Source organism: Glaciecola sp. G7-5, from assembly GCF_055808975.1.
Genome location: NZ_CM147892.1, coordinates 2,155,311 through 2,176,867, shown reverse-complemented (window position 1 = coordinate 2,176,867; position 21,557 = coordinate 2,155,311). Strand labels below are relative to the sequence as shown.

Sequence of the window (21,557 nt, the reverse complement as noted above, 5' to 3'; positions counted from 1 at the left end):
TTCCTGCCTGCGCAGGGATGACGACTTGTTATCGTCACCATGTGCTTAACATCTACTATTTTAGTAAGTAAGAGACGCTACTCTATTTCACATCTTGATTAGTCACTTGTCACAACAACACATTAGCTACCGATGATGTCCTACCGTTCCCATGGAACATGCACACATGGTTGCGCAAGATATTGATTCACAAAAGCAGTGAATAAATATTTGCACTTTATAAGGTGTTGTATGATTAAGCCTTACGGGCAATTAGTACAGGTTAGCTTAACGCATTACTACGCTTCCACACCCTGCCTATCAACGTTGTAGTCTACAACAACCCTTCAAAGCGATTAAATCGCTAGGGATGACTCATCTTTGGGCTCGCTTCCCGCTTAGATGCTTTCAGCGGTTATCGATTCCGAACGTAGCTACCGGGCAATGCAATTGGCATCACAACCCGAACACCAGCGGTTCGTCCACTCCGGTCCTCTCGTACTAGGAGCAGCTCCCATCAATCATCCAACGCCCACACCAGATAGGGACCGAACTGTCTCACGACGTTCTAAACCCAGCTCGCGTACCACTTTAAATGGCGAACAGCCATACCCTTGGGACCGACTTCAGCCCCAGGATGTGATGAGCCGACATCGAGGTGCCAAACACCGCCGTCGATATGAACTCTTGGGCGGTATCAGCCTGTTATCCCCGGAGTACCTTTTATCCGTTGAGCGATGGCCCTTCCATACAGAACCACCGGATCACTATGACCTACTTTCGTACCTGCTCGACGTGTCTGTCTCGCAGTTAAGCTGGCTTATGCCATTGCACTAACCTCCTGATGTCCGACCAGGATTAGCCAACCTTCGTGCTCCTCCGTTACACTTTGGGAGGAGACCGCCCCAGTCAAACTACCCACCAGACACTGTCCACAATCCCGATAAGGGACCAGTGTTAGAACATCAAACGTACAAGGGTGGTATTTCAAGGTTGACTCCACGTCATCTAGCGACAACGTTTCATAGTCTCCCACCTATCCTACACATGTAGGGTCAATGTTCAGTGCCAAGCTGTAGTAAAGGTTCACGGGGTCTTTCCGTCTAGGTGCGGGTACACAGCATCTTCACTGCAATTTCAATTTCACTGAGTCTCGGGTGGAGACAGCGAGGCCATGGTTACACCATTCGTGCAGGTCGGAACTTACCCGACAAGGAATTTCGCTACCTTAGGACCGTTATAGTTACGGCCGCCGTTTACCGGGGCTTCGATCAAGAGCTTCGCTTACGCTAACCCCATCAATTAACCTTCCGGCACCGGGCAGGTGTCACACCGTATACGTCATCTTTCGATTTAGCACAGTGCTGTGTTTTTAATAAACAGTCCCAGCCTCCTGGTCACTGCGGCCCCCATTCGCTTAGGACGTAAAGTCCATCACAAACAGGGGCGTACCTTCTCCCGAAGTTACGGTACTATTTTGCCGAGTTCCTTCACCCGAGTTCTCTCAAGCGCCTTAGTATTCTCTACCTGACCACCTGTGTCGGTTTGGGGTACGGTTCATATAGCAATACGCTTAGAAGATTTTCCTGGAAGCAGGGCATCAACAACTTCGCGACCTTAGTCACTCGTCTCGTGTCTCAGGTTTAATGTAGAACCGGATTTGCCTAATTCTACGCCCTACGCACTTTCACATGGACAACCAACGCCATGCTTGCCTAGCCTTCTCCGTCTCTCCTTCACTCACTATATAAGTACAGAAATATTAATCTGTTTCCCATCGACTACGCATTTCTGCCTCGCCTTAGGGGCCGACTTACCCTGCCCTGATTAGCATGGGACAGGAAACCTTGGTCTTCCGGCGTGGGGGTTTTTCACCCCCATTATCGTTACTCATGTCAGCATTCGCACTTGTGATATGTCCAGCAAGCCTTACAGCTCACCTTCATCCACTTACACAACGCTCCCCTACCACTTGTCCTAAGACAAATCCGCAGCTTCGGTATATTGCTTAGCCCCGTTACATCTTCCGCGCAGGCCGACTCGACTAGTGAGCTATTACGCTTTCTTTAAAGGGTGGCTGCTTCTAAGCCAACCTCCTAGCTGTCTTAGCCTTCCCACATCGTTTCCCACTTAGCAATATTTTGGGACCTTAGCTGGCGGTCTGGGTTGTTTCCCTCTTCACGACGGACGTTAGCACCCGCCGTGTGTCTCCCGGATAGCACTCATCGGTATTCGGAGTTTGCAAAGGGTTGGTAAGTCGGGATGACCCCCTAGCCTTAACAGTGCTCTACCCCCAATGGTGTTCGTCCGAGGCTCTACCTAAATAGATTTCGGGGAGAACCAGCTATCTCCCGGTTTGATTGGCCTTTCACCCCCAGCCACAAGTCATCTCCTGATTTTTCAACATCAGTGAGTTCGGTCCTCCAGTTGATGTTACTCAACCTTCAACCTGCCCATGGCTAGATCACCGGGTTTCGGGTCTATACCTAGCAACTAAACGCGCAGTTAACACTCGCTTTCGCTACGACTCCCCTAAACGGTTAATCTTGCTACTAAATATAAGTCGCTGACCCATTATACAAAAGGTACGCAGTCACAGAACAAGTCTGCTCCCACTGCTTGTACGTATACGGTTTCAGGTTCTATTTCACTCCCCTCACAGGGGTTCTTTTCGCCTTTCCCTCACGGTACTGGTTCACTATCGGTCAGTTAGGAGTATTTAGCCTTGGAGGATGGTCCCCCCATCTTCAATCAGGATAACACGTGTCCCGACCTACTTAATATGACCAATATGATGCTTCACATACGGGACTATCACCCTGTATCGTTGTGCTTCCCAACACATTCTGCTACATCATACTGATTCGGCTGCTCCCCGTTCGCTCGCCGCTACTAGGGGAATCTCGTTTGATTTCTCTTCCTAAGGGTACTTAGATGTTTCAGTTCCCCTCGTTTGCTTCGTTAAGCTATGAATTCACTTAACGATAGGTCCTAAGACCTGGGTTTCCCCATTCGGAAATCGTTGGGTATAACGCGTTTTGTCAGCTTCCCAACGCTTATCGCAGACTTACACGTCCTTCATCGCCTCTAACTGCCTAGGCATCCACCGTATACGCTTAGTCACTTAATCATACAACCCTTATAAAGCGCTTTTTACCACAAGCACTTGCTTACGCAAGTGGGCGCCATAACTGTCTTAACCGCAGGGGAACCCTGCTGAACAGTTATTCGCTCGCTAAAGTGGAGAATGCGTTCACATTATCTTCTTTATTAAGCTCGCCGTATCATGGAAATCGTGTTTATTTAACGCTTCGCTTTTGTAATTCAAAGCGCGTTAAATCGTATGGTGACAAGTTTTGCTAATCGTTCGTGCAAATTTTCATTCACCGCTTGTGTGAATGGAAATCTTGCGCAATGAGGGCATACAGTACTCTGTGAGCATTCTATGTCTTCTTTGCACTTGCACGAATTTACATTTTGTCAGATAGAGTAGCTCTTGAGAAAATCGTTTCGTATGTCACACTTTCATGTACATACAAGCAATTTTCATCACTTCTCTTACTTTTAAATATAGATTACTTTTTTTATCAGCTTTTCCAAATTGTTAAAGAGCTAAAATGGGGTCAGTGTTAATAACACTTCGCCATCTTATTCGCAAAAAAACGTCAATAAGTAACACTGACCCCTTTTTTGCTTTTGAGAGTTTAAAAACCCTAATGAATAATCTCTCGTTTTTACAAACATGACCTTATTCATTAAGGTTTACTTACCATACCAAATATACGCTACCAAACTGGTAGGCTTGGGCAGACTTGAACTGCCGACCTCACCCTTATCAGGGGTGCGCTCTAACCAGCTGAGCTACAAGCCTGCTGTTCGTCTGTAGTAGATGGTGGAGCTAAGCAGGATCGAACTGCTGACCTCCTGCGTGCAAGGCAGGCGCTCTCCCAGCTGAGCTATAGCCCCGTCTTGTCTATCAATTACTCGATAACAAACCGGTAAGGTATGGTTTCTCTTCTTTTCTTAGTAGCAAAATAATCTGTGTAAGCACTCAGTCAAAAACATCGTTGACTTTTGGTAAGGAGGTGATCCAACCCCAGGTTCCCCTAGGGTTACCTTGTTACGACTTCACCCCAGTCATGAATCACAAAGTGGTAACCGTCCTCCCGAAGGTTAGACTAGCTACTTCTTTTGCAACCCACTCCCATGGTGTGACGGGCGGTGTGTACAAGGCCCGGGAACGTATTCACCGTAGTATGCTGACCTACGATTACTAGCGATTCCGACTTCATGGAGTCGAGTTGCAGACTCCAATCCGGACTACGACGAGCTTTAAGGGGTCCGCTTACCCTCGCAGGTTCGCTTCCCTTTGTACTCGCCATTGTAGCACGTGTGTAGCCCTACTCGTAAGGGCCATGATGACTTGACGTCGTCCCCACCTTCCTCCGGTTTGTCACCGGCAGTCTCCTTAAAGTGCCCAACTGAATGCTGGCAACTAAGGACAAGGGTTGCGCTCGTTGCGGGACTTAACCCAACATCTCACGACACGAGCTGACGACAGCCATGCAGCACCTGTATCAGTGTTCCCGAAGGCACCAATCCATCTCTGGAGAGTTCACTGTATGTCAAGAGTAGGTAAGGTTCTTCGCGTTGCATCGAATTAAACCACATGCTCCACCGCTTGTGCGGGCCCCCGTCAATTCATTTGAGTTTTAACCTTGCGGCCGTACTCCCCAGGCGGTCTATTTATCGCGTTAGCTTCGCTACTCACGGATTAAATCCACAAACAGCTAATAGACAGCGTTTACGGTGTGGACTACCAGGGTATCTAATCCTGTTCGCTACCCACACTTTCGCACATGAGTGTCAGTCTTTGGCCAGAGAGTCGCCTTCGCCACTGATGTTCCTCCAGATATCTACGCATTTCACCGCTACACCTGGAATTCCACTCCCCTCTCCAAGACTCTAGTCATTCAGTTCCAAAAGGCCTTCCCACGTTGAGCGCGGGGCTTTCACTTCTGGCTTAAATGACCACCTGCGTGCGCTTTACGCCCAGTAATTCCGATTAACGCTTGCACCCTCCGTATTACCGCGGCTGCTGGCACGGAGTTAGCCGGTGCTTCTTCTGTTGTTAACGTCACAGTATATGGGTATTAACCACACACCTTTCCTCACAACTGAAAGTGCTTTACAACCCGAAGGCCTTCTTCACACACGCGGCATGGCTGCATCAGGGTTTCCCCCATTGTGCAATATTCCCCACTGCTGCCTCCCGTAGGAGTCTGGGCCGTGTCTCAGTCCCAGTGTGGCTGATCTTCCTCTCAGAACAGCTAGAGATCGTCGCCTTGGTGAGCCTTTACCTCACCAACTAGCTAATCTCGCTTAGGTTCCTCCTTTGGCGGGAGCCGAAGCCCCCTTTTACCCGTAGGTAATATGCGGTATTAGCCATCGTTTCCAATGGTTATCCCCCTCCAAAGGGCAGATCCCTAAGTATTACTCACCCGTCCGCCACTCGTCATCTTCTAGCAAGCTAGAAATGTTACCGTTCGACTTGCATGTGTTAGGCCTGCCGCCAGCGTTCAATCTGAGCCATGATCAAACTCTTCAATTAAATACTGAAATTACAAATAAATTTTTGTCGCAGACACTCTTGACGAGTGCCTACACAGATTGTCTTGCTACTAATTGTTAAAGAACATTGTTAGCCTGACGGCTAACTCGCTGTGAGGTGGACTATGCCTCTCCTCAAGCGGGATGCGAATACTACGTCACTCGCAAATTTTGTCAACACTTTTTGTAAAGTTTTTTGCATTTATTTTATAAAAGAAAAAAATGAACTTTATTTAAAATAAACACACTAAATCTTTTGCTAAAAGCATACTTTCAAAACACCGTGCTTTGGCACTTTTTGAAAGAGGGCGCATTGTAAAGTTTAATACCAAAAGGTCAAGCACAATACGCTTAAAATATTGAATTTATTTCCTAATAGGCGTAAGTTAACAGCCTGTTAATTTTTAACACCTAAAGTATTGGCAAAACAAAAGAGTTTGCCGATAGTAGAATATAGAGAAGTATAAGCAGTTATCTGCTGAGGCGATTAAAAAATGAAGGCATTAGTAACACTAGGCTTGTCCTTAATGATTACAGGCAGTCTCATGAGTCATGCGGCTTTTGCAGACGATACAACTAAAATAATGGAACCAAGCCAACAATCCATTCAATTCTTCAAAAAACAGGTAAGCGGCGGTAGTTCAATTGGTAATACCTTAAAGAGCCTTCTTGATAGGTATCCTCAACGAACTGCGGAGTTTGTTTCTATAGCTTTTAGTGCTTATCCCGAAAATTATCACGAAATCATTACTGCAAGTGTTAGCTCTAAACCTATGTATGTTGACGAAATAATCGTATTAGCAAATAAATACAAGGTAGCTAATCCAACCGAAATTGTGGAAATTGCAGTAAATGCAGAACCCAGCTACGCAGGCACGGCTACCAGTGCTGCTTGTGAATACAGCCCCGAGCAGTTTAACGCAATTGTAAGAACGGCAGTAACGGCAGAACCTGATTCAGCTGACCAAATTGCGCAGAAGCTAGTTAAAGCCTATCCATCGAAAACAATGGAAATTTTGATAACAACAATAAAGGAAGTTCCATTTGTAGGAAAATATGTGCTTGACGCTTTGTTAGCTACGGTGACTGACGATGAAACTAAATCAGAAAACATGATTATCGTTTCGGTTGAACAATTAGCACAATATCCTGATGCCATTGAAAGACTTGTAGAATTGGCACAACAACGAAATATTGACTCTGAACGAGTACGTTTGTCCGCTATTAAAGGAGGCTTGAGTGAGCAAGCTATCGTAGCTGTTATCGAAGAACATTATAAAGATGAACAAGCAACGAAAAAACTTCAACATTAATTTTCAGTTTTAATTAAAGAACATCGTATTCTTATAAAAATTTAAGGTAATAAAAAGCCCGGTAAAAACCGGGCTTTTTAATTTATTTACCGCTTACTCTTCGATTGCTTCAACTTCTTCAGCAACTTCTTCAGTAATTGGACGGTCAACTAATTCAACGTATGCCATAGGAGCATTGTCACCAGCACGGAATCCACATTTAAGGATACGTGTGTAACCACCTGGACGAGCGTCGTAACGCGGACCAAGTTCATTAAATAATTTACCTACCACTTCTTTATCAGCCGTTCTTGCCATAGCTAGACGGCGATTTGCAACGCTGTCATTCTTAGCAAGTGTGATTAATGGCTCTATAACTCGACGCAATTCTTTCGCTTTTGGCAACGTAGTTTTAATAACTTCGTGTTTTACCAAAGAACTAGCCATGTTTTTAAACATAGCGATTCTGTGGCTGCTATTACGATTTAACTGCCGACCACTCTTACGATGGCGCATAGTCTTATCCTTCTTTACAAATCAGCTTAATTCTGATTAATCTTTTTCAGCGATTGACTCTGGTGGCCAATTCTCTAGGCGCATGCCCAAAGATAGTCCACGAGAAGCAAGTACATCTTTAATTTCTGTAAGTGACTTCTTACCCAAGTTAGGGGTTTTAAGAAGTTCAACTTCAGTACGCTGTACAAGGTCACCAATATATTGGATAGCCTCGGCTTTCAAACAGTTAGCAGAACGAACCGTTAATTCTAAGTCGTCAACAGGACGAAGTAGAATCGGATCGAATTCTGGTTTCTCTTCTTTAGCTTCTGGTACAGAGATGTCACGTAATTCTACGAATGCATCTAACTGTTCAGCTAAAATAGTAGCTGAGCGACGAATGGCTTCTTCCGGATCTAATGTTCCGTTAGTTTCCATATCGATTATAAGCTTATCTAAGTCTGTGCGTTGTTCAACACGAGCAGACTCTACAGAGTAAGCTATACGCTCTACTGGACTGAATGAAGCGTCAACTAACAAACGACCAATTGGTCGATCATCGTCTTCAGAGGAACGACGAGTAGATGCTGGTACATAACCACGACCCATTTCTACCTTGATACGCATGCTTAACTCAGCTTCGCCAGTTAAGTTACAAATCACGTGCTCAGGATTAACGATCTCTACGTCACCGTCATGCTGAATGTCGCCGGCAAGAACTGGACCTGCACCAGACTTAACTAATGTTAAGGTAGCTTCGGTTTTGTTTTCTAAAGATACCGCCAAACCTTTAAGGTTTAATAATATCTCAAGAACATCTTCTTGCACGCCTTCTTTAGCAGTGTACTCGTGTAACACGCCGTCAATTTCTACTTCCGTCACTGCACAACCTGGCATAGACGAAAGCAGGATACGACGAAGTGCGTTGCCTAGAGTATGGCCAAAACCACGCTCTAATGGCTCTAACGTTACTTTTGCACGAGTAGGTGAAACGTTTTCAATTTCAACTAATCTTGGCTTTAGGAATTCGGTCACTGAACCCACAATGTATCCTCTTTAGTTAGTCTTTACTTAGAGTAAAGTTCGACAATCAACTGTTCGTTTATTTCGGCAGACAAATCTGTTCTTTCAGGAACGCGCTTAAACGTGCCTTCCATTTTAGTATTGTCAACTTCCAACCATGTTGGTTTTTCGCGTTGGTCTGCTAATTCAAGTGCAGCCACAATACGAGCCTGTTTTTTCGCTTTTTCGCGAACAGCTACCACATCTTCAGCTTTTACGTTGAAAGATGGAATGTTAACTACTTTACCGTTTACAAGGATGGCCTTGTGGCTTACAAGTTGACGTGCTTCTGCGCGTGTACTTGCAAAACCCATACGGTAAACAACGTTATCAAGACGTTGTTCTAGAAGTTGCAACAAGTTTTCACCTGTATTGCCTTTAAGGCGTGCAGCTTCTTTGTAGTAGTTTCTAAATTGCTTCTCAAGCACGCCGTACATACGACGAACTTTCTGCTTCTCGCGTAATTGAACGCCATAATCAGACAATCTGCCACGACGGGCGCCATGCTGACCAGGAGGCTGATCAATTTTACACTTACTTTCTATTGCTCTTACGCCGCTTTTAAGGAACAGGTCGGTTCCTTCACGACGACTAAGTTTGAGTTTTGGACCCAAATATCTTGCCATGATCTTTCTCCAACTGTTCGCTTATACGCGACGCTTTTTTAGGTGGACGACAACCGTTGTGAGGTATTGGCGTCACGTCGGTAATGTTTGTGATTTTGTATCCAGTCGCATTTAATGCACGAATCGCAGATTCACGACCAGGACCAGGACCTTTTACGAACACTTCAATGTTCTTTAAGCCGTAATCTTGGGCTGCGATGCCTGCTCTCTCTGCTGCAACTTGCGCTGCGAACGGAGTAGATTTACGTGAACCACGGAAACCAGAACCACCAGATGTTGCCCATGCTAGCGCATTACCTTGACGGTCAGTAATTGTCACAATCGTGTTGTTGAAAGATGCATGGATATGAGCCATACCATCAGCAACTTGACGTTTGGCGCGTTTACGCGCTTTTGTAGGTGTTTTAGCCATAACTTAACTGCCTCGCTTACTTTTTAATAGGTTTACGAGGACCTTTACGGGTACGCGCATTAGTTTTAGTGCGCTGACCACGTAGAGGTAAGCCGCGACGGTGGCGTATGCCACGGAAACAACCTAGGTCCATCAAACGTTTAATACTCATGGAAACTTCACGACGTAAATCACCTTCAACCATAAATTTGGCTACTTCGTCACGAAGTTTGTCTATTGTCGTCTCATCCAAATCTTTAATTTTGGTAGACTCTGATACACTTGCGTTTACACAGATTTCTTTTGCGCGGGTTGCCCCAATACCATAAATGGCTTGCAAAGCGATAACTGTATGCTTGTGATCAGGAATGTTAATGCCAGCGATACGGGCCATTAACAGCACTCCTCTTAATAAATGTTACTAGCCTAAAAAGCCCGATAGGATACTTACCCAGTAACAAAATTGCAAATAAAGGTTTTAGAGCTCGGGCGCTAGTACAGCAGCCCGATATTAAAAACCATGTTTAATCTCTTTTCAAAAAGAGACGATTAACCTTGCCTTTGCTTATGCTTAGGCTCTGCTGAACAAATCACTCTTACAACACCGTTGCGCTTAATGATTTTGCAGTTACGGCAAATCGTTTTAACGGATGCACGAACTTTCATGTCATCACTCCGTAGTTGGCTAACGTAAAGAATGGGCCTTTATGGCCTACCCTTTAAGATTAGCTTTTTTAAGAACATCCCCATATTGATGTGACATCAAATGGGTCTGCACCTGAGCCATAAAATCCATTACCACTACACATATAATGAGTAATGATGTACCACCAAAGTAAAACGGAACGTTAAACCATAGCAGCAGGAATTCAGGCACTAAACAAACAAAGGTAATATAGAGAGCACCGGCTAGGGTCAACCTTGTCATCACTTTATCAATGTAACGTGATGTTTGCTCACCAGGACGAATCCCAGGAACAAATGCGCCAGATTTCTTTAGATTATCAGCAGTGTCGCGAGGATTAAATTGTAATGCTGTATAAAAGAAGCAAAAGAATATAATCGTCGCTGCGTAAAGCATAACGTATAAAGGTTGTCCAGGTGACAATACCAAAGCAACATCAGCTAAAAACGAGAAGTTCTCGTTCTGGCCTAACATGCCCGACAAAGTGCTCGGAAACAAAATAATACTTGATGCAAAGATAGGTGGAATTACACCTGCCATATTTACCTTAAGCGGTAAATGTGAGCTTTGCGCTGCAAATACTTTTCTGCCTTGTTGACGCTTAGCATAGTTCACCACAATGCGGCGCTGCGCACGTTCAACAAACACAACTAAATACGTTAATGCGATGATAATGGCGACTAGCACGAATAAGAACAACAAGTTTATTTCACCTTGTCGTGCCTGTTCTGCAGTTTGACCAATAGCTGTAGGTAAGCCTGCAACTATTCCGGCAAATATCAAAATAGATATACCATTACCTATACCGCGTTCGGTAATTTGTTCACCTAACCACATTAAGAACATGGTACCGGTAACCAAACTTACGACTGCTGTAAAATAGAAAGCCAAGCCAGGATCGGTCACTAAGCCAGGAATCATTGAAGGTAAACCAGTTGCAATCCCAACAGATTGGAAAGTTGCTAATACAAGTGTTAAATAACGCGTGTATTGACTGATTTTACGTTGGCCAGATTGGCCTTCTTTCTTTAATTCCTTAAACGGCTCGTGCACAGCAGCTAATAACTGCATAATAATCGATGCTGTGATGTAAGGCATTATACCCAAAGCTAGTACCGAGGCTCTTTCTAAAGCACCACCAGAGAACATGTTGAACATGCCTACAATAGTACCTGTTTGTTGCTCAAAAATTTGAGACAACACGTTAGAGTCAATACCAGGGATGGGTACATAAGACCCAAGCCTAAACACTATGATTGCGCCAAGTACGAAAAGCAGGCGAGACCATAATTCGCTCAAACCGCCACCTGTACTTGATCCCTGTCCTGGTTTTGCCATTTAGGTTATTCCTCTACTTTACCGCCAGCAGCTGTAATTGCTTCTAGTGCGCCTTTGGTTACCCCAAGGCCACTAATGGTGACTGCACGGTCGATTGAACCGCTCAAGATCACTTTGACATTCTGCATTTCTTTTTTGATAAGACCTGCAGCTTTCAAAGTGTCTAGTGATACTACATCACCTTCAACTTTAGCAATTTCGCTTAATGTTACTTGGTCAGTCACAAAAGATACACGCGACGTAAAACCGAATTTCGGTAAACGACGTTGTAAAGGCATTTGACCACCTTCGAATCCAGGCTTAACACTTCCGCCTGAACGACTTTTTTGACCTTTGTGACCACGTCCACCAGTCTTGCCTAAGCCAGAACCGATACCGCGACCAGCACGTTTACCTACTTTTTTAGCTCCAGGTGCAGGAGCAAGGGTATTAAGTTTCATCTATGACTCCTCCACTATCTCAACCATGTAAAATACACGGTTTACCATACCGCGAACGGCTGGTGTATCTTCAAGTTCACGAACATGACCAATTTTGCGTAAGCCTAAACCAACTAATGTTGCTTTGTGCTTAGGCAGTCGACCGATCGAGCTTTTAGTTTGCTTTACTTTAATCGTCTTTGCCATGTTCAATTACCCCAAAATCTCGTTAACCGGTAATCCACGTTTCGCAGCAATTTTCTCCGGAGAGTTCATTTCTACTAGCGCATTAACTGTCGCGCGTACCACGTTGATTGGGTTGGTTGAGCCGTAGCATTTAGAAAGAACGTTTTGTACACCAGCAACTTCTAAAACTGCACGCATCGCACCACCGGCAATAATACCAGTACCTTCTGATGCAGGCTGCATGTAAACTTTAGAACCTGAGTGACGCCCTTTAATTGGGTGCTGTAATGTGTTTCCGTTTAGGTCAACATCAACTAGGTTGCGACGTGCTTTTTCCATTGCTTTTTGAATAGCAGCAGGAACTTCACGTGCTTTACCGTAGCCAAAACCTACACGGCCATTGCCATCACCAACCACTGTTAATGCGGTAAAGCTAAAGATACGACCACCTTTAACTACCTTAGAAACACGGTTTACAGCGATTAGCTTTTCTAACAGGTCGCCCTGTTGTTGAACTTCTACTTTAGCCATTTTAAACTCCTAGAACTGAAGGCCCGCTTCACGAGCGGCATCAGCCAGTGCTTTCACACGACCGTGATATTTAAATCCACTTCTATCGAAGGCAACTTTCGTTACACCTTTTTCGATAGCGCGTTGTGCAATCGCTTTACCAACCGCCGCTGCAGCTTCAACGTTACCTGTTGCTTTCAAAGAACCTTTAAGGTCTTTTTCAACAGTAGAAGCTGATGCTAATACTTCAGAACCGCTTGGAGCGATTAACTGAGCGTATATGTGGCGCGGTGTACGGTTCACTACTAAGCGAGTCGCTTCTAGTTCACTGATCTTCTTACGTGCGCGAGTTGCGCGACGTAAGCGAGCTGTTTTCTTATCCATAACACCCACCTACTTTTTCTTAGCTTCTTTACGACGAACATTCTCATCAGCATAACGAACACCTTTACCTTTATAAGGCTCTGGTGGACGGTAAGCACGAATATTCGCAGCTACCTGCCCTACAACTTGCTTATCAGTGCCAGAAACAATGATTTCGGTTTGTGTAGGAGTTTGTACGGTTATGCCTTCAGGCATATCGTAAGCGACAGGGTGAGAAAAGCCCAACGTAAGGTTAAGTTTGCTACCTTGTGCAGAAGCACGGTAACCAACACCATTTAGTTGAAGTTTCTTTTCAAAACCATCAGTCACACCTTTAACCATAGATGCTAACAATGAGTTTGCCGTTCCAGCTTGAGCCCAACCATTTGCTACGCCTTCTTTAGGAGCCGTAGTTAATGTGCCGTCTTCTTGCTTTATGGCTACTGCGTCGTTAAACACGCGAGTTAAGGTGCCTTTTGTACCTTTAACTGTGACTTCTTGACCTGCGATAGAAACTTCTACCCCAGACACGATGTTCACAGCGGATTTTGCTATACGTGACATATTCTATTCCTCCGTTATGCTACATAACCGATGATCTCACCACCCATGCCAGCGTTACGCGCTGCACGGTCAGTCATCACACCTTTTGAGGTAGACACGATAGCAATCCCAAGACCGCCCATCACTTTAGGTAACTCATCTTTTTTCTTATAGATGCGTAAACCAGGACGGCTAACTCTTTGAATTGTATCAATTACTTTTTTACCTTCGAAATATTTCAAGGTTACTTCTAGAGTAGGTTTAGTACCCTCAATAACGTTGAAACCTTCAACATACCCTTCTGCTTGAAGCAATGCTGCAATAGCAACACGTAACTTCGAAGAAGGCATAGAAGTCGTAACTTTAGATGCCTGTTGGGCATTACGAATTCGGGTAAACATATCCGCGATAGGATCTTGCATGCTCATATGTGCTACTCCTTACCAGCTGGCTTTTTTAAGGCCAGGGACTTCACCACGCATTGCAGCTTCACGAAGCTTAATACGAGAAAGACCAAATTTGCGTAGGAAACCATGTGGACGGCCAGTTACACGACAGCGATTTTGCTTGCGTGAAATTGACGAGTCACGTGGAAGTTGTTGTAGCTTAAGAACAGCATCCCAACGCTCTTCTTCAGAAACATTCACGTCGCTGATAGTCGCTTTAAGCGCCTGACGTTTAACAGAATATTTCTTAACCAGCTTGGCGCGTTTTGCTTCGCGCGCCTTCATTGATTCTTTTGCCATAACCCTACACCTTATTTTCTAAACGGGAAGCTGAACGCGCTCAATAGAGCGTGGGCTTCTTCGTTAGTTTCAGCACTAGTAGTGATAGTAATATCCATACCGCGCACTTTATCCACTTTATCGAAATCGATTTCAGGGAAGATGATTTGCTCACGCACACCCATGCTATAGTTGCCTTTACCGTCAAAAGATTTCGGGTTAAGACCACGGAAGTCACGGATACGTGGAATAGTGATAGAAATTAATCTCTCAAGGAATTCCCACATACGCTCGCCGCGCAAGGTTACTTTACAGCCAATCGGATAACCTTCACGGATTTTAAAGCCCGCTACAGATTTTCGAGCAACAGTGACAACCGGCTTTTGACCAGCTATAGCCGCCATATCAGCTTGCGCTGATTCAAGGACTTTCTTGTCTGCTACTGCTTCACCTAAACCCATGTTTAAGGTGATTTTCTCTACCCGAGGGACTTGCATGACACTTTTGTACCCGAACTGCTTTGCAAGATCGGCTACTACGGTCTCTTTATAGAACTCATGCAGTTTCGCCATCGTACTCTCCAATAGTTAAACTAGGTCGCCGTTAGACTTAAAGAAACGTACTTTCTTTTCGTCTTCGGTACGGAAACCAACGCGATCAGCTTTACCCGTTGCCGGATTAACTAACGCTATATTTGAAACATGAATAGAAGCTTCTTTGTCAATGATTCCACCTGGCTCGCCCGCTTGAGGGTTTGCTTTTTGGTGTTTCTTAACAATGTTTACGCCTTCTACATATACACGGTCGTCAGACGCTAAAACCCGCAAAACTTTGCCTTGCTTGCCTTTGTCTTTACCCGCTAATACGACTACTTCATCATCACGACGAATTTTTCTAGCCATTATCGTGACTCCTTATAGTACTTCTGGGGCCAATGAGATGATCTTCATGAATGAATCTCCACGAAGTTCTCTTGTGACCGGGCCAAAAATACGCGTGCCAATAGGTTGCTTGTTTGCATTAAGCAAAACAGCTGCGTTGTTATCAAAACGGATAGTAGAACCATCTGCTCTGCGAACGCCTTTCCTAGTACGCACCACCACTGCATTCAAAACGTCACCTTTTTTAACTTTGCCGCGAGGAATAGCTTCCTTCACTGCAACTTTAATGATGTCGCCTATATGTGCATAACGGCGATGCGAGCCACCAAGAACCTTAATACACTGAACCCTACGAGCGCCTGAGTTGTCGGCTACATCTAGGGTAGTTTGCATTTGGATCATGTTAGTGCTCCGCTGTTAAATATTATGACTCTCTTGAGCCGCTTATCTGCTATTAGCTCTTTTAATTCCTTGTTAATTTGTAACAATTACAAGGTATTAATAGAAAAAATAGACCATACCCCCACAAAAAGGGCGCGAAACTATAACAGAAAACATGCCTTAGGTGTAGTCTAATTTAAAGATAATTGATAAATGTTTGGTATTTACGTTCGTGACTTCGCTTAAAAGCAGCTGAAGTGAGATGAGGTAAGGCTTAAACAGCTACAAAAATATTTTATTACTGATTATATATGGGTCATGATGATTTAAAATCAAGTGCTCATAGCCGCTCTAAACACTATCGTTAAATAGACATTATGTAAAGTTTGCGTAAATAGAAATAAAAGGCTCCTGTCTGTATGTATAGTAATCATGAATACAACACACTCGACAGTTTTTTCCGGAGCGCCACATGCGATTTTTACTTTCTACTTTTTACTTTGTTACGTTTTTACTTGTTGGTTGTGGCGGTGGTAGCAGCGATTCAACACCAGAACTTGTAATACCCCCGGTCACACCACCTGTAACCACACCGCCAGACGAAACACCATCTGATGCACCCAACATTTTATTTATTTTATCGGATGATCAAGGGCTAGACGCCTCAGCAGAATATAGTCTTAGTACCGACCTACCTAACACACCAAACTTAAGCGCATTGGCCAGCCAGGGCCTAGTATTTGATAACGCGTGGGCTACCCCAGCCTGCAGCCCGACAAGGGCAACGATTATCACGGGTAAATTCCCACAGAATAACGGTGTTACTTATGTACCCGGCCAGTTAAGTGATGATCATCAGCTACTACAATCATATATTGAGCAGCAAGTACCTGATGTAAATTATCAATCTGCGGTATTTGGTAAATGGCATTTAGGTGGTGGAAATGCGCTAAGCTCTCATCCAAATGATCTTGGTATAGATTACTACGCGGGTAATATTGGGAACCTTAACGACTACAACGATTGGTCCTTGACAATAAATGGTAATACTACAAACTCTACTATCTACCATACGAGTCATATAAGCACCCTTGCAATCGAATGGATAAACCAACAAACAAGCCCATGGTTTGCATGGGTTGCGTATTCCGCACCGCATAGCCCTTTTCATTTACCACCTTCAAACCTGCATAGCCGAAACTTAAGCGGTAACGCATCAGATATTCAAACTAATCGCAGGGACTATTATTTAGCGGCCATCGAAGCGATGGATACCGAAATTGGCCGGCTCATAAATAGCTTAGAATCAAGTGTACGGGAGAACACTATTATCATCTTTATGGGTGATAACGGTACACCCAATAGAGTCATTGATACGGCAGCCTATATTTCAGGACATGCAAAAGGGAGCTTATATCAAGGCGGTCTAGCAGTGCCCTTGTTCGTTTCTGGCAAAGGTGTCACACGCGTGGGTGAGCGCGAACCAGCACTGGTTACGGCAACTGACTTATTTGCGACCATCGCAAACATAGCCGGTTCTGAGCTAAGCACAGTGCATGACAGCGTGAGTTTTGCAGCTACCTTTTCTGACGCGACAGCAACGAGTTCAGATACTATATTTACGCAATTCGAATCCGCTTCTACGACTGGGTTCGCAGTCAGAAATAGTCGTTTTAAACTCATTGAATATGCAGATGGCACGAATGAGCTTTTCGATATCGCTGACGATTTTTCTGAACAAGAAAATAAAATTAGTGAGCCCTCAGCTAGTGCAGACTTAGCAGCCTTAAAGGCCTTCGCAGACGACATAGTAACTACCAACAATGGCGATGCAATTAATATCACTAATGCAATTTTAACCAATCAAAATGGCAGTTGTGCAAGCTATGTTTCTACATACACCTCAAATGCTAATGACGTTGCCAGAGATTTGATGTTTGTTGGTGATTTGCGTATTGAAGTTACTAACGAAAAATGTATTTTTCGCACCAATGCTATTCCAAATCACGATTTTAACGACGGCGGCAATGCCTTCCCTAATAATGTATCTGAACAAAATGATGTATTTGAAATAAGTACAACCCCAGCAAAAGCGACAAGTACAACTCCTTTAAGCCTTAATGTAGATAACGCAATATTGTTAAATGGCGTTAAAGTAGATCTTCTTGCAGCCGGATGCTTTGGCGTAGGCGATGGGAAAATTGGCTGTAATGATGCCACAACACCTTGGCGTTACGACCCAATGCATCCAACAAATGGGTTTAGAGTAGACACCCATAACGCACATGCCCAGCCCGATGGTACCTACCACTACCATGGCTCTCCTTTTGCGCTATTTGCTGACGACAATAGCCAAGCCTCCCCGGTTATTGGGTTTGCTGCTGATGGCTTTCCCATATATGGCTCATATATTAACAGCGACGAAATAAGTGGTTTTGCAAACGAAGGTATTCGAAAAGCTAAATCAAGTTATCGCTTAAGGCAAGGTGCTAGGGTAAATCAAGATGGCAGCCTTGCAGCCCCCGGAGGCGACTATGATGGTGCCTTTAGAGACGACTATGAATACGTTGAAGGCCTTGGTGATTTAGACGAATGTAACGGTATGGAAGTTGACGGTCAATATGCTTACTATATTACCGATAGTTACCCTTATGTCCTTGCTTGTTTTAGCGGTACGCCAGACGCAAGTTTTACCAAATAGCCAACGCGGCGCGCGCTGATGCTTATGCGCGCTGTCTAACAATTTCAAATAAACAAATTCCGCTGGCTACAGACACATTTAAACTCGACACAGCGCCAGCCATGGGCAGTTTCACTAATTCGTCGCAGGTTTCACGCGTAAGCCTGCGCATGCCTTTCCCTTCAGCACCCATCACAAGGGCGATTGGGCCTTGCATTTTACAATCATAAATAAGTTGTTCTGCTTCGCCTGCAGTACCAATAACCCAGACCCCTTGCTGCTGAATATGCTTTAAGGTTCGCGCTAAGTTGGTTACCTGTATTAAGGGCACAGTTTCTGCAGCACCTACAGCAACTTTGCGCACCACCGGCGTAAGGCCAACGGCGTTATCTTTTGGTACAATAACGGCTTGTACACCTGCAGCATCTGCATTACGCAGGCAAGCACCTAAGTTATGAGGGTCCGTCACACCATCTAATATCAGCAAAAAAGGCGTGTCACTCGCTGACGCTTCAACCCGCTTTAAAATAGTGTCTAAGTCAGCTTCATCTAACACTCTAGCCGGTTTTGCGCGTGCCAATAAGCCTTGGTTTTGCTCGCCATTACTTTTTTCATCAAGTGTTTTTCGATGAACAAACTGCACAGCAATACCGTTTGCTCTTGCTGCACTAACAATTGCATTTATGCGGTCATCAGAGCGTCCTTTAGCAATCATAATTTCGAGTAAACGTTCTGGTTCGTTTTCAAGTACCGAAGCAATTGAATGTATTCCGTATAAAAATTCTTGTTGTGCCATGCTTTGCTTCCTGAAGGTATTGACGCTTAACTGCTAAGCTTAAGCGTCAACGATACTCTTTAAATGTTAACGTTTAGGCTTCGAACGCGAAGATTTCGTGCGTTTCGAACTAGGTCCGCTTTTGCGTTTTCCTTTTTTGGCTGCTGGCGCGCGCTTGTCTGCAGGCGCTTTACTCGCTGAGTCTCTACTTGGCTTGCCAGTTGAACCGGCACTTGCTTTTGCACTTGAGTTTGAACGGCTCTTTTTGCGCTGAGCTCGTGCTTGCTTTTCTTGCCCATCAACCATTAAATCAATCTTACGTTCATCGAGGTTGACCGCAACAACTTTGATGCGCAAAGGGTCACCAAGCCGATAAGTTAAACCACCACTTTCTCCAACCAAACACTGCTTGACTTGGTCGTAGTGATAAAAATCATTAGCAAGGGAAGTGATGTGGATTAAGCCATCAATTTGATAATCATTAATTCTAACAAATAGACCAAAATTGGTTACCGAGGCAACCACACCCTCAAATACATCACCAACGTGATCTTGCATAAACTCGCATTTCAGCCAGTCTGATACATCACGGGTCGCGTCATCGGCCCGTCTCTCGGCCATCGAGCACTGTTCGCCCAAGTTTTCAATCTCTTGCTCGGTATATAATTTTGCACCTTTGCATGCTTTATTACCTTGCTGCTTATTGATAATCGCTTTTATTACGCGATGCACAACTAAATCAGGGTAACGTCTTATCGGAGACGTAAAATGTGCGTAGGCCTCTAATGCTAAGCCGAAATGCCCTAAATTATTACCGTCATAAATGGCTTGCTTCATCGAACGTAAGAGCATTGTTTGAATGAGCTCTTTGTCAATTCTGTTCTCAATTTTACTGGCAACAAGTGCAAAGTCTTTTGGCGTGGGTTCATTACCCGCTTTAAAGTCAATCCCCACTTCTTTGAGATAAGATCTAAAAGTAACTAAGCGATCTTCGTCAGGTTTGTCGTGGACTCTAAATAGTGCTTCCGCATTGTTCTTTTCAATAAATTGCGCCGCACACACATTCGCCATAATCATGCATTCTTCGATGATTTTATGAGCGTCGTTTCTTACTAAGGGAACAATGTGTTCTATTTTCCGATGGGCATTAAACACAAATTTGGTTTCTTGGCTTTCAAATTCAATGGCACCGCGATTTTGACGAGCCCGCTTAAGTGCTTTGTACAAATCATTTAAATGCTCGAGTTCTTCTACTCTGTCACTGTAACGTTCACGTAGTTTTTCGTCACCGTTTAAAATGTTCCAGACTTTTGTATAAGTGAACCGCGCGTGCGAGCGCATCACTGCTTCATAGAAAGTGTAATCCCCTAACTTGCCACGTGCGTCTATGTGCATTTCGCACACCATACAAAGGCGGTCAACTTCAGGATTTAGCGAACATAAGCCGTTGGATAAAGCCTCAGGCAACATAGGAATTACTTGCTCAGGAAAATATACCGAGGTTGCTCTATTTTGCGCTTCGTTATCTAGCGCTGTGCCTAATTTAACGTATGAACTTACATCGGCAATGGCGACCCAAAGCTTCCAACCACCGTCATCTTGGGGCTCACAATAAACGGCATCGTCGAAGTCTCTTGCATCTTCGCCGTCAATCGTCACAAGGGGTAACTCACGCAAATCAACGCGGCCTTCTTTGGCCTCTTCTGGAACCGATTCACTTAACTTGGCAACACCCGCAGTGACGGCTTTTGGCCAAGTGTGAGGGATGTCAAAATTGCGCAGGGCTGTTTCTATTTCCATACCCGGCGCTAAATGTTCACCTAAGACTTCAATGATTTTACCGCTGGCATTCATATTCCTTCGCGGACGTTGCGTTATTTCAACGACCACTACATGGCCTTGTTTTGCGCCGTTGGTATGCTCTTTGGGGATCATGATTTCATGGCATATGCGGTTGTCGTCAGGGATAACAATACTCACGCCTTGCTCAACGAAATAACGTCCAACTATTGGGTCTTTTCTTGGTTCTATGACTCTGTTTACGCGGAATTCAGCGCGCCCCTTACGGTCGCTTTGACTGAGGGCGCCTTCCACTATGTCGTCATGTATCAAGGTGGACATTTGTCCTATGGTGATAAAATAGTCTTTCTCGGTATCAGAATGCTTTAAAAAGCCAAAACCATCTCGATGACCAATCACGCGGCCTCGTATTAAATCTTCTTGCGCTTGAACTTCATATTTTTTGTCTCGGTTAAACAAGACTTGGCCTTCACGCTCCATTGCACGCAAACGACGCTGGATACCTATGCGGCTATCTTCATCAGTCGCATTTAACATCTGGCAAATCTCAGCATATGCTAAACCACCACCATTTTTCTTAGCGTTGTCAGCCAACATGCTTAATAGATATTCTCTACTCGCAACGGGGTTTTCATACTTTACTTGCTCGCGCGCGAAGTGCGGGTCTTTACTAGTATTTGCTGATGATTTCTTGGAGTCGTTTTTTACTTTAGAAGCGGATTTTTTTGTTTCGGGGATATTCGTTTTTATATTTTTTACTGTTTTGTTTTCTTTCTTCATGGCTAAAGTATAAACGATTGATTAACGAATAACACC

At 44.4% G+C, this 21,557-nt stretch carries 20 protein-coding genes, 2 tRNA genes, 2 rRNA genes and 1 pseudogene; 2 read left to right on the top strand and 23 right to left on the bottom strand.

Annotated features, from left to right (window positions below):
• Positions 1 to 231 precede the first annotated feature (231 nt).
• From AC0L6H_RS09495 to AC0L6H_RS09480, 4 genes are all read right to left on the bottom strand, one after another.
• Positions 232 to 3,109: ribosomal RNA gene (locus AC0L6H_RS09495) — 23S ribosomal RNA — on the bottom strand.
• A 664-nt stretch (positions 3,110 to 3,773) separates the two neighbouring features.
• Positions 3,774 to 3,850: transfer RNA gene (locus tag AC0L6H_RS09490), tRNA-Ile, on the bottom strand.
• Between the two features lie 19 nt (positions 3,851 to 3,869).
• Positions 3,870 to 3,945, bottom strand: a tRNA-Ala gene (locus AC0L6H_RS09485).
• 112 nt (positions 3,946 to 4,057) lie between these two features.
• A 16S ribosomal RNA gene (locus AC0L6H_RS09480) occupies positions 4,058 to 5,590 on the bottom strand.
• The 16S and 23S rRNA genes sit together here with 2 tRNA genes alongside, the layout of an rRNA operon.
• Before the next feature lie 493 nt (positions 5,591 to 6,083).
• On the opposite strand from AC0L6H_RS09480, the gene AC0L6H_RS09475 reads away from it, so the two are divergent.
• Entirely contained in the window at positions 6,084 to 6,902 is an 819-nt protein-coding gene (locus AC0L6H_RS09475; protein WP_473394000.1) for a hypothetical protein, read from the top strand.
• A 93-nt stretch (positions 6,903 to 6,995) separates the two neighbouring features.
• On the opposite strand, the gene rplQ is transcribed toward AC0L6H_RS09475, so the two are convergent.
• The 17 genes and pseudogenes from rplQ to rplN form a co-directional block, all read right to left on the bottom strand.
• Positions 6,996 to 7,397 carry a 50S ribosomal protein L17 gene (gene rplQ / locus AC0L6H_RS09470; RefSeq protein WP_473393999.1) on the bottom strand — a complete coding sequence of 134 codons (402 nt, stop codon included), beginning with the start codon at positions 7,395 to 7,397 and terminating at the stop codon, positions 6,996 to 6,998.
• A gap of 36 nt (positions 7,398 to 7,433) precedes the next feature.
• Positions 7,434 to 8,423 carry a DNA-directed RNA polymerase subunit alpha gene (locus tag AC0L6H_RS09465; protein ID WP_473394504.1) on the bottom strand — a complete coding sequence of 330 codons (990 nt, stop codon included), beginning with the start codon at positions 8,421 to 8,423 and terminating at the stop codon, positions 7,434 to 7,436.
• Positions 8,424 to 8,443: 20 nt separating this feature from the next.
• Positions 8,444 to 9,064 carry a 30S ribosomal protein S4 gene (gene rpsD, locus AC0L6H_RS09460; RefSeq protein WP_473393998.1) on the bottom strand — a complete coding sequence of 207 codons (621 nt, stop codon included), beginning with the start codon at positions 9,062 to 9,064 and terminating at the stop codon, positions 8,444 to 8,446.
• Positions 9,065 to 9,098: 34 nt separating this feature from the next.
• Positions 9,099 to 9,476, bottom strand: a pseudogene (rpsK, locus tag AC0L6H_RS09455) (30S ribosomal protein S11); the annotation flags it as partial.
• Positions 9,477 to 9,492: 16 nt separating this feature from the next.
• Positions 9,493 to 9,849, bottom strand: coding sequence for a 30S ribosomal protein S13 (gene rpsM, locus AC0L6H_RS09450; RefSeq protein WP_473393996.1), 357 nt, complete (start codon positions 9,847 to 9,849; stop codon positions 9,493 to 9,495).
• A gap of 155 nt (positions 9,850 to 10,004) precedes the next feature.
• Positions 10,005 to 10,121 carry a 50S ribosomal protein L36 gene (gene rpmJ, locus AC0L6H_RS09445; RefSeq protein WP_420672370.1) on the bottom strand — a complete coding sequence of 39 codons (117 nt, stop codon included), beginning with the start codon at positions 10,119 to 10,121 and terminating at the stop codon, positions 10,005 to 10,007.
• 46 nt (positions 10,122 to 10,167) lie between these two features.
• Complete coding sequence (secY, locus tag AC0L6H_RS09440) at positions 10,168 to 11,478, bottom strand: preprotein translocase subunit SecY (RefSeq protein ID WP_473393995.1); 1,311 nt, start codon at positions 11,476 to 11,478, stop codon at positions 10,168 to 10,170.
• 5 nt (positions 11,479 to 11,483) lie between these two features.
• Entirely contained in the window at positions 11,484 to 11,918 is a 435-nt protein-coding gene (rplO, locus tag AC0L6H_RS09435) for a 50S ribosomal protein L15 (protein ID WP_473393994.1), read from the bottom strand.
• A complete protein-coding gene (gene rpmD / locus AC0L6H_RS09430) occupies positions 11,919 to 12,104 on the bottom strand; it encodes a 50S ribosomal protein L30 (RefSeq protein ID WP_473393992.1) in 186 nt (61 codons plus the stop codon).
• Between the two features lie 6 nt (positions 12,105 to 12,110).
• Positions 12,111 to 12,614 (bottom strand): 30S ribosomal protein S5, encoded by a 504-nt coding sequence (gene rpsE / locus AC0L6H_RS09425; protein ID WP_006007331.1) that lies wholly within the window; start codon positions 12,612 to 12,614, stop codon positions 12,111 to 12,113.
• Between the two features lie 9 nt (positions 12,615 to 12,623).
• Complete coding sequence (rplR, locus tag AC0L6H_RS09420; RefSeq protein ID WP_473393991.1) at positions 12,624 to 12,977, bottom strand: 50S ribosomal protein L18; 354 nt, start codon at positions 12,975 to 12,977, stop codon at positions 12,624 to 12,626.
• A gap of 9 nt (positions 12,978 to 12,986) precedes the next feature.
• A complete protein-coding gene (gene rplF, locus AC0L6H_RS09415) occupies positions 12,987 to 13,520 on the bottom strand; it encodes a 50S ribosomal protein L6 (RefSeq protein WP_473393990.1) in 534 nt (177 codons plus the stop codon).
• 14 nt (positions 13,521 to 13,534) lie between these two features.
• Positions 13,535 to 13,927 carry a 30S ribosomal protein S8 gene (gene rpsH / locus AC0L6H_RS09410; protein ID WP_473393988.1) on the bottom strand — a complete coding sequence of 131 codons (393 nt, stop codon included), beginning with the start codon at positions 13,925 to 13,927 and terminating at the stop codon, positions 13,535 to 13,537.
• Between the two features lie 12 nt (positions 13,928 to 13,939).
• Positions 13,940 to 14,245, bottom strand: coding sequence for a 30S ribosomal protein S14 (gene rpsN, locus AC0L6H_RS09405; RefSeq protein ID WP_473393987.1), 306 nt, complete (start codon positions 14,243 to 14,245; stop codon positions 13,940 to 13,942).
• 11 nt (positions 14,246 to 14,256) lie between these two features.
• Positions 14,257 to 14,796, bottom strand: a complete 540-nt coding sequence (gene rplE, locus AC0L6H_RS09400) for a 50S ribosomal protein L5 (protein ID WP_473393985.1) — start codon at positions 14,794 to 14,796, stop codon at positions 14,257 to 14,259.
• A 15-nt stretch (positions 14,797 to 14,811) separates the two neighbouring features.
• Positions 14,812 to 15,126, bottom strand: a complete 315-nt coding sequence (gene rplX / locus AC0L6H_RS09395; protein ID WP_473393984.1) for a 50S ribosomal protein L24 — start codon at positions 15,124 to 15,126, stop codon at positions 14,812 to 14,814.
• Between the two features lie 12 nt (positions 15,127 to 15,138).
• Positions 15,139 to 15,507: a 50S ribosomal protein L14 gene (gene rplN, locus AC0L6H_RS09390; protein ID WP_473393982.1), complete on the bottom strand. Its 369-nt coding sequence runs from the start codon at positions 15,505 to 15,507 to the stop codon at positions 15,139 to 15,141.
• Positions 15,508 to 15,958: 451 nt separating this feature from the next.
• Here rplN and AC0L6H_RS09385 point away from each other — a divergent pair, with 451 nt between their 5' ends.
• Complete coding sequence (locus AC0L6H_RS09385) at positions 15,959 to 18,187, top strand: YHYH protein (protein ID WP_473393981.1); 2,229 nt, start codon at positions 15,959 to 15,961, stop codon at positions 18,185 to 18,187.
• Positions 18,188 to 18,209: 22 nt separating this feature from the next.
• Here AC0L6H_RS09385 and rlmB read toward each other — a convergent pair whose 3' ends face one another.
• Both rlmB and rnr read right to left on the bottom strand, forming a co-directional pair.
• Positions 18,210 to 18,962, bottom strand: a complete 753-nt coding sequence (gene rlmB / locus AC0L6H_RS09380) for a 23S rRNA (guanosine(2251)-2'-O)-methyltransferase RlmB (protein ID WP_473393980.1) — start codon at positions 18,960 to 18,962, stop codon at positions 18,210 to 18,212.
• 66 nt (positions 18,963 to 19,028) lie between these two features.
• Positions 19,029 to 21,521 (bottom strand): ribonuclease R, encoded by a 2,493-nt coding sequence (gene rnr / locus AC0L6H_RS09375; RefSeq protein ID WP_473393978.1) that lies wholly within the window; start codon positions 21,519 to 21,521, stop codon positions 19,029 to 19,031.
• Positions 21,522 to 21,557: the final 36 nt, after the last annotated feature.

What these genes read in the sequence shown, in the direction of transcription:
- AC0L6H_RS09475 (WP_473394000.1), top strand. Translation starts at nt 6,084, where the DNA reads ATGAAGGCATTAGTAACACTAGGCTTGTCCTTAATGATTACAGGCAGT.
- rplQ (WP_473393999.1), bottom strand. Translation starts at nt 7,397, where the DNA reads ATGCGCCATCGTAAGAGTGGTCGGCAGTTAAATCGTAATAGCAGCCAC.
- rpsD (WP_473393998.1), bottom strand. Translation starts at nt 9,064, where the DNA reads ATGGCAAGATATTTGGGTCCAAAACTCAAACTTAGTCGTCGTGAAGGA.
- rpsM (WP_473393996.1), bottom strand. Translation starts at nt 9,849, where the DNA reads ATGGCCCGTATCGCTGGCATTAACATTCCTGATCACAAGCATACAGTT.
- rpmJ (WP_420672370.1), bottom strand. Translation starts at nt 10,121, where the DNA reads ATGAAAGTTCGTGCATCCGTTAAAACGATTTGCCGTAACTGCAAAATC.
- secY (WP_473393995.1), bottom strand. Translation starts at nt 11,478, where the DNA reads ATGGCAAAACCAGGACAGGGATCAAGTACAGGTGGCGGTTTGAGCGAA.
- rplO (WP_473393994.1), bottom strand. Translation starts at nt 11,918, where the DNA reads ATGAAACTTAATACCCTTGCTCCTGCACCTGGAGCTAAAAAAGTAGGT.
- rpmD (WP_473393992.1), bottom strand. Translation starts at nt 12,104, where the DNA reads ATGGCAAAGACGATTAAAGTAAAGCAAACTAAAAGCTCGATCGGTCGA.
- rpsE (WP_006007331.1), bottom strand. Translation starts at nt 12,614, where the DNA reads ATGGCTAAAGTAGAAGTTCAACAACAGGGCGACCTGTTAGAAAAGCTA.
- rplR (WP_473393991.1), bottom strand. Translation starts at nt 12,977, where the DNA reads ATGGATAAGAAAACAGCTCGCTTACGTCGCGCAACTCGCGCACGTAAG.
- rplF (WP_473393990.1), bottom strand. Translation starts at nt 13,520, where the DNA reads ATGTCACGTATAGCAAAATCCGCTGTGAACATCGTGTCTGGGGTAGAA.
- rpsH (WP_473393988.1), bottom strand. Translation starts at nt 13,927, where the DNA reads ATGAGCATGCAAGATCCTATCGCGGATATGTTTACCCGAATTCGTAAT.
- rpsN (WP_473393987.1), bottom strand. Translation starts at nt 14,245, where the DNA reads ATGGCAAAAGAATCAATGAAGGCGCGCGAAGCAAAACGCGCCAAGCTG.
- rplE (WP_473393985.1), bottom strand. Translation starts at nt 14,796, where the DNA reads ATGGCGAAACTGCATGAGTTCTATAAAGAGACCGTAGTAGCCGATCTT.
- rplX (WP_473393984.1), bottom strand. Translation starts at nt 15,126, where the DNA reads ATGGCTAGAAAAATTCGTCGTGATGATGAAGTAGTCGTATTAGCGGGT.
- rplN (WP_473393982.1), bottom strand. Translation starts at nt 15,507, where the DNA reads ATGATCCAAATGCAAACTACCCTAGATGTAGCCGACAACTCAGGCGCT.
- AC0L6H_RS09385 (WP_473393981.1), top strand. Translation starts at nt 15,959, where the DNA reads ATGCGATTTTTACTTTCTACTTTTTACTTTGTTACGTTTTTACTTGTT.
- rlmB (WP_473393980.1), bottom strand. Translation starts at nt 18,962, where the DNA reads ATGGCACAACAAGAATTTTTATACGGAATACATTCAATTGCTTCGGTA.
- rnr (WP_473393978.1), bottom strand. Translation starts at nt 21,521, where the DNA reads ATGAAGAAAGAAAACAAAACAGTAAAAAATATAAAAACGAATATCCCC.